The sequence below is a fragment of the uncultured Lactobacillus sp. genome (assembly GCF_944327175.1).
GTDB lineage: Bacteria > Bacillota > Bacilli > Lactobacillales > Lactobacillaceae > Lactobacillus.
Window position 1 is genome coordinate 1 of the sequence record NZ_CALVGT010000056.1, and the last position, 5,392, is coordinate 5,392.

The window sequence follows — 5,392 nt, forward strand, 5'->3', positions numbered from 1 at the left end:
TATTAGGCACGCCGCCAGCGTTCGTCCTGAGCCAGGATCAAACTCTCAATTTGAAAATTGAGCTTTTTTAATCTGCTCCAGATTATTTGCTTGCGAATTGACTTCGCTTATTTGTTTGGATCAAACAATGTTTGACCCGCACACTGCGAAACTTTGTTCAGTTTTCAAAGTACCAACTTGCGTCTTAGTGACGCAACGTTTTATATCTTACTCGCTTGTCGACTTCTTGTCAACAAGTTTTCGATATTTTCTTTTTCGTGTCTCCGGCGAATTCCTTCTTCGCCGCGGCAACAAATATTAGTATACTCGTTATTTTCGAAAGGTCAAATCGGCCTTTTTATTCGACTTATACTAGGTACAGCCGGCAGAGTTGTAACAAAAGCACTTGGATATAGTTTCAGCTTTGTTTTTACTTTTGAGGATAAATTATCCCTCTTAGAAAGAATAGTTCGGATTATCTCCGTTTTGCCTGAAGAAAAAAGTTAGAATTTTTTCTTCAAACGGAAAAGGGCCCCGCGTCTCAACACTAACGCGAAGTCCCTTGTGCCATAATATTCAATTTTATTGCAAAACCATCAAGCGAGTCGTCATTCTTGATCGGCTCAGTCGCCGTGTACAAACAGAACACCTTTGCGCGGAAGGCTTTCCCGCTAAAACGCGACTGCTGCCTTAGCCTTGATCCCGCTGACAGCAAACTGACAAATACGCCCTTTCAAGAGGCTCATTCATCAACCATCTTTTCTATCATTCGCATACGCCCTTTCCATAAGGTTCGTTACGACTTCGAAAGTACTTTCTCTACTTAGAATAGTAGCACAAAAGTTAAGCGCTTGCAAGTCCTGCTTCTTAGCGGATTTTTTCCTGCAGGCTCATCATTTCCAGCAGGCTCTGGGCGGTCGCGCTACCCTCGTTGCCGGCCTTCAAGCCGGATCTTTGCATGGCCTGGTCGATATTTTCCGTCGTCAGCATGCCAAAAGTCACCGGCACCTTGCCCGCCAAATTCAGCTGCATGACCGCGCTGGTCACGTTATTGATGATCATCGCGTAATGGTCAGTCTCACCCTTGATCACCGCCCCCAAAGTCATGATCCCGTCGTATTTGCCGGAATCGACCAGCTTTTTGGCCGCGAAACCAATTTCAAAAGCACCCGGCACCCAGTAAGTATCGATATTTCCTTCTTCAATCCCAAACTTAACCAAGGTCTCTGCCGCGCCGGTTGCCAGGCTCTTGGTTACCAGCTCATTAAAGCGGGACACCACAATCGCTACCTTGCCATGAACATTTTTAAAATCACCTTGAACTACCGTCATTATTTTTCTCCCTTGCTATAAATTAACCAACATGTGATCAAAGCGGTCCCGCTTGGTTTCCAGATACCGGCGGTCTTCAGCCGTAGCCGGCATTTCCAGGGGCAGGCGGTCCGTAATTTCCACCCCGGCTTCTTCCAATTGCTTGATCTTGTCCGGATTATTGGTCAAAAGCTGGACCTGCTTGATGCCCAGGTCCTCAATCATTTTGGCGGCGATGTCGTACTTACGCTCATCCGGGGCAAAACCGAGCATGAGATTGGCATCATAAGTGTCATGCCCCTGGTCCTGCAGGGCGTAAGCGCGGAGCTTATTGGTCAGGCCAATCCCCCGCCCTTCCTGGTTGAGGTAGAGGATGACCCCGGACCCATTTTCTTCAATCTGCCGCATGGCCTGGTGAAGCTGGTGGCCGCAGTCGCAGCGCTTGGAGCCAAAGACATCTCCGGTCAGGCACTTGGAATGGATCCGCAACATGACCGGCTCATCTTTTGTAATTTCCCCTTTTTTGATTACCAGGTTGCCGCCGCCATAATCCTTGATTTCAAATTCGCCGTAATCAGTTGGCAATCTTACGAATTCTGGGCGACTACTCGCGAAGCTCCGGCAATATTCCTGCAAGTCAGCGATCGTGAAGTAAGGCAGGCTGTATTCCTTAGCTATTTGCTTTAATTCCGGCCGCCGGGCCATGTGCCCATCTTCTTTTAACACTTCGCAGATGTAAGCTACTTCTGCTTCACCAGCCAGTCTGGCCAGGGTAACTGATGCTTCCGTGTGCCCGTTTCTTTCCAAAACGCCACCGTCTTTAGCGACCAGCGGGAAGCAGTGGCCCGGCTTGAAGAAGTCTTCTGGCTTGGATTCCGGATCTGCCAGAGCCTTAATCGTGGTTGCCCGGTCATAGGCAGAAATCCCTGTAGTCGTCGTCTTGTAGTCAACGCTAACGGTGAAGGCCGTTCCGAACGGGTCTGTGTTATCCTGCCACATTTGCGGCAGTTCCAGTCTTTCCGCGATCTCCCGGCCGATGCTGGTGCAGAGCAGGCCCCGGGCATGCTTGGTCATGAAGTTGATTTTTTCCGGAGTAACCTTGCTACCCAAACCGATCATGTCCCCTTCGGCTTCCCGGTCTTCATCATCGGCCACGATCACCAGTCCGCCCTGCTTCATCCAGGTAATTGCATCTTGAATCTTTTTGACATCCATCTTTATTTCCTCGTGTTTTCTACTTGTCCAATTCATTTTTTAAAAAAGCCGCCAGATTAGCTTCCACATACTTGCCCAGCACGTCAGTTTCCAGGTTGACCTGGCTGCCGACTTGCAAGCTAGATAAATTCGTTTCATCCTGGGTGTGGGGGATCAAGCCAACTGAGAACCAGTCTTCTCCAGTGTTCATCACCGTCAAGCTGGTCCCGTTGATAGCGACTGACCCTTGCGGGACGACCTGCTTTTTCAAGCGGTCCGGCAGGAAAAAGCGGAGCTCTAAAGCATTTTCGTTTTGCTTCAAGTCAACAACTTCGATTGTCTCATCAACGTGGCCACTCACGATATGCCCTTCAAAGCGGCCACCTACTGGTACGCTGCGTTCCATATTCACTTGGTCGCCTTCTTGCAAATTTTTGAAAGTCGTCTTGTCAAAAGTCTGCGGCATCATGGTTACCGTAAAGCTGTCTTTAGAAAAAGCCTCCACCGTCAGGCAGCAGCCATTGACCGCGATCGAGTCACCGATTTTTACCCCGGCCAGGTTTTCCGGGACCGTCTTGACCGTCAAAACGATCGTCTTGCCTTCCTGATCCAGGCGCTGAATCCGCGCCTTACCACTTACCAAACCACTAAACATCCTTGATCCTCCCATAGATTCTTACATCGTCGCCAACTTGCTCAGTTTGGACATTTTTCAAGTCCAGTGCTTCCGCGGCTATGGCTGCTTCAGTCCCCCGGCCCAAAAAGCGGGGAGCAACATAGCTGATCACGTCATTGACCAGGCCCGATGCCAGCAGGCTCTCTTGCAAACGCGCACCACCTTCAGCGTAAATGCTTTGCACGCCTTGGTCAGCCAGAATTTTTATGCTGGTCGAGATTTTTCCATCCGGCAGTAAAAAGACCTTGACATGACTTGGAAATTTCTGCTCCAAGAAAGCCGGATTTTCCGTCAAAATCCAGGTCTCAGCCCGCTTGTCGGAAAATAAGCGTAAATCCAAGTGCTCAAGTAGCCGGCCTCGCCGGTCCAGCACAACTCTGACTGGCGGGTAAACCAGGTCCTCGCTGGTCAAAAGTAAAGGATCGTCGATGATCGCCGTTTCTGATCCGATCAAGACAGCCTGGTAGCCAGCCCGTTCCTGGTGGACCCGGGTCCAGGCCTCAGCCCCAGTAATCGCGGTCCGCTCACCCTTTTTCGCCAACATGTGGTCCAGGGTCATGGCCTGTTTCAAAGTCACGTAAGGCAGACCTGTTTGGTAAAAGTAGTTGTAGTGGTCATTCAGCTGACTTGCTTCTTTTGCCAAAATACCAGTGCTTACTTCAAGGCCCGCCCGCCGCAAAGCAGCAATACCCTTGCCCGTTACAAGAGAGTGGGGATCGGTTGCCCCGACCACCACCCGCTTGATCCCGCTGTCAATAATCAGCTGGGTGCAGGGTGGCTGCTTGCCGTAATGGCAGCAAGGCTCTAAAGTCACGTAAATAGTGGAATTGGATAATTGTTCCGGAGTCAATTTGGAGATGGTATCACGTTCAGCATGGAAGCCGCCGTAATGCTGGTGGAAACCAGTCGCCAGGACTTTGCCGTCCTTGACCAGGCAGCTGCCGACTCTTGGATTGCGCCAGGTAGCATTGCCAGCCTTGCGGGCCGCGGCAATCGCCAGACGCATGTATTCTTCATCTGATGCCATCCAATCACTCCTTTCATTGCACGAAAAAAGCCCCGAGGAAATCCTCGAGGCCTAATAATCGATATCAAAATTAAATACTAGCATCACCAAATAAGCGATACGATATAGTAAAAATTGTATCGTTCTGTCTCCCATCTAGACTTTAACTATCGGTACCCTCACCTGGGATTCAACCGCATAACGCGGGTCGCGGACTTTACCGCCGGTCGGGAATTTCACCCTGCCCCGAAGAACATTATTCAATTCACGTTTCCTATGTTACCTGTAATTGAAAGCCCTGTCAAGTAAGAAGAAGATATTTTTTATCTTTCTCCTCTTTTCAATCAGCAATTCCATGGGAATAAAAAGCAAGAGAAAAGAAAAAAAGCAACGACCTAAGTCGTTGCTTTAATTACGGTCCATGCGGGATTTGAACCCGCGATCTCCTCCGTGACAGGGAGGCGAGATAGACCACTGCTCCAATGGACCATATGGAGGATACAGGGCTCGAACCTGTGACCCTCTGCTTGTAAGGCAGATGCTCTCCCAGCTGAGCTAATCCTCCGATGCACCCAGTAGGACTTGAACCTACAACCTTCTGATTCGTAGTCAGACACTCTATCCAGTTGCGCTATGGGTGCGCTGGAGTATTCTGTTTGCTAACGCTGCTGCGTTAAGCGGAAGACGGGATTCGAACCCGCGACCCCCACCATGGCAAGGTGATGTTCTACCACTGAACTACTTCCGCATGTTCGCTTAATGCGAGATCGGGAAGACAGGATTTGAACCTGCGACCCCCTGGTCCCAAACCAGGTGCTCTACCAAACTGAGCCACTTCCCGGTACTCCGCCTGTCAGACTCGAACTGACGACATCCTGATTAACAGTCAAGCGCTCTACCAACTGAGCTAAGGCGGAATATTGAGCGCGGCAGCTTCCTATCCTCGCAGGCAGTTTCCCACCAACTACTTTCGGCGTTAAGAAGCTTAACTGCTGTGTTCGGCATGGGAACAGGTGTATCCTTCTTGCCATTGCCACCGCACTCTTTTGAGCTTGTACGCTCAAAACTGAATATCTCTTACCAAGTCAAAACCTCATTACTTTGCTCTTTTGGTCAAGTCCTCGACTGATTAGTACCGGTCCGCTCCAAGCCTCGCGGCTCTTCCACTCCCGGCCTATCTACCTCATCGTCTCTGAGGTGTCTTACTTTCTTGAAGAAATGGGAAA

At 49.9% G+C, this 5,392-nt stretch carries 4 protein-coding genes, 6 tRNA genes, 2 rRNA genes and 1 riboswitch; all 12 genes read right to left on the minus strand.

Going from position 1 to position 5,392, the window contains the following annotated elements; all coding sequences use genetic code 11:
- Positions 1-846 precede the first annotated feature (846 nt).
- Positions 847-1,311, minus strand: coding sequence for a 6,7-dimethyl-8-ribityllumazine synthase (gene ribH, locus Q0J41_RS07560; RefSeq protein WP_296228063.1), 465 nt, complete (start codon positions 1,309-1,311; stop codon positions 847-849).
- Positions 1,312-1,326: 15 nt separating this feature from the next.
- Positions 1,327-2,505: a GTP cyclohydrolase II gene (ribA, locus tag Q0J41_RS07565; RefSeq protein WP_296228065.1), complete on the minus strand. Its 1,179-nt coding sequence runs from the start codon at positions 2,503-2,505 to the stop codon at positions 1,327-1,329.
- 19 nt (positions 2,506-2,524) lie between these two features.
- Positions 2,525-3,139 (minus strand): riboflavin synthase, encoded by a 615-nt coding sequence (locus Q0J41_RS07570; RefSeq protein WP_296228068.1) that lies wholly within the window; start codon positions 3,137-3,139, stop codon positions 2,525-2,527.
- Entirely contained in the window at positions 3,132-4,187 is a 1,056-nt protein-coding gene (gene ribD / locus Q0J41_RS07575) for a bifunctional diaminohydroxyphosphoribosylaminopyrimidine deaminase/5-amino-6-(5-phosphoribosylamino)uracil reductase RibD (protein ID WP_296228070.1), read from the minus strand. Before ribD ends, Q0J41_RS07570 begins: the two co-directional genes overlap by 8 nt.
- Positions 4,188-4,305: 118 nt before the next feature.
- A riboswitch (FMN riboswitch) is annotated at positions 4,306-4,424 on the minus strand.
- 157 nt (positions 4,425-4,581) lie between these two features.
- Positions 4,582-4,655 (minus strand) — tRNA-Asp (locus tag Q0J41_RS07580).
- 3 nt (positions 4,656-4,658) lie between these two features.
- Positions 4,659-4,731 (minus strand) — tRNA-Val (locus Q0J41_RS07585).
- Between the two features lie 2 nt (positions 4,732-4,733).
- Positions 4,734-4,807, minus strand: a tRNA-Arg gene (locus tag Q0J41_RS07590).
- A gap of 35 nt (positions 4,808-4,842) precedes the next feature.
- A tRNA-Gly gene (locus tag Q0J41_RS07595) sits at positions 4,843-4,914 on the minus strand.
- Between the two features lie 19 nt (positions 4,915-4,933).
- A tRNA-Pro gene (locus Q0J41_RS07600) sits at positions 4,934-5,007 on the minus strand.
- 3 nt (positions 5,008-5,010) lie between these two features.
- Positions 5,011-5,083 (minus strand) — tRNA-Asn (locus Q0J41_RS07605).
- A 7-nt stretch (positions 5,084-5,090) separates the two neighbouring features.
- Positions 5,091-5,207, minus strand: a 5S ribosomal RNA gene (rrf, locus tag Q0J41_RS07610).
- A gap of 68 nt (positions 5,208-5,275) precedes the next feature.
- Positions 5,276-5,392, minus strand: a 23S ribosomal RNA gene (locus Q0J41_RS07615); the annotation flags it as partial.

Excerpts from the sequence above, each read along its gene's own strand:
- ribH (WP_296228063.1), bottom strand. The coding sequence starts at position 1,311 with ATGACGGTAGTTCAAGGTGATTTTAAAAATGTTCATGGCAAGGTAGCG.
- ribD (WP_296228070.1), bottom strand. The coding sequence starts at position 4,187 with ATGGCATCAGATGAAGAATACATGCGTCTGGCGATTGCCGCGGCCCGC.
- Q0J41_RS07570 (WP_296228068.1), bottom strand. The coding sequence starts at position 3,139 with ATGTTTAGTGGTTTGGTAAGTGGTAAGGCGCGGATTCAGCGCCTGGAT.
- ribA (WP_296228065.1), bottom strand. The coding sequence starts at position 2,505 with ATGGATGTCAAAAAGATTCAAGATGCAATTACCTGGATGAAGCAGGGC.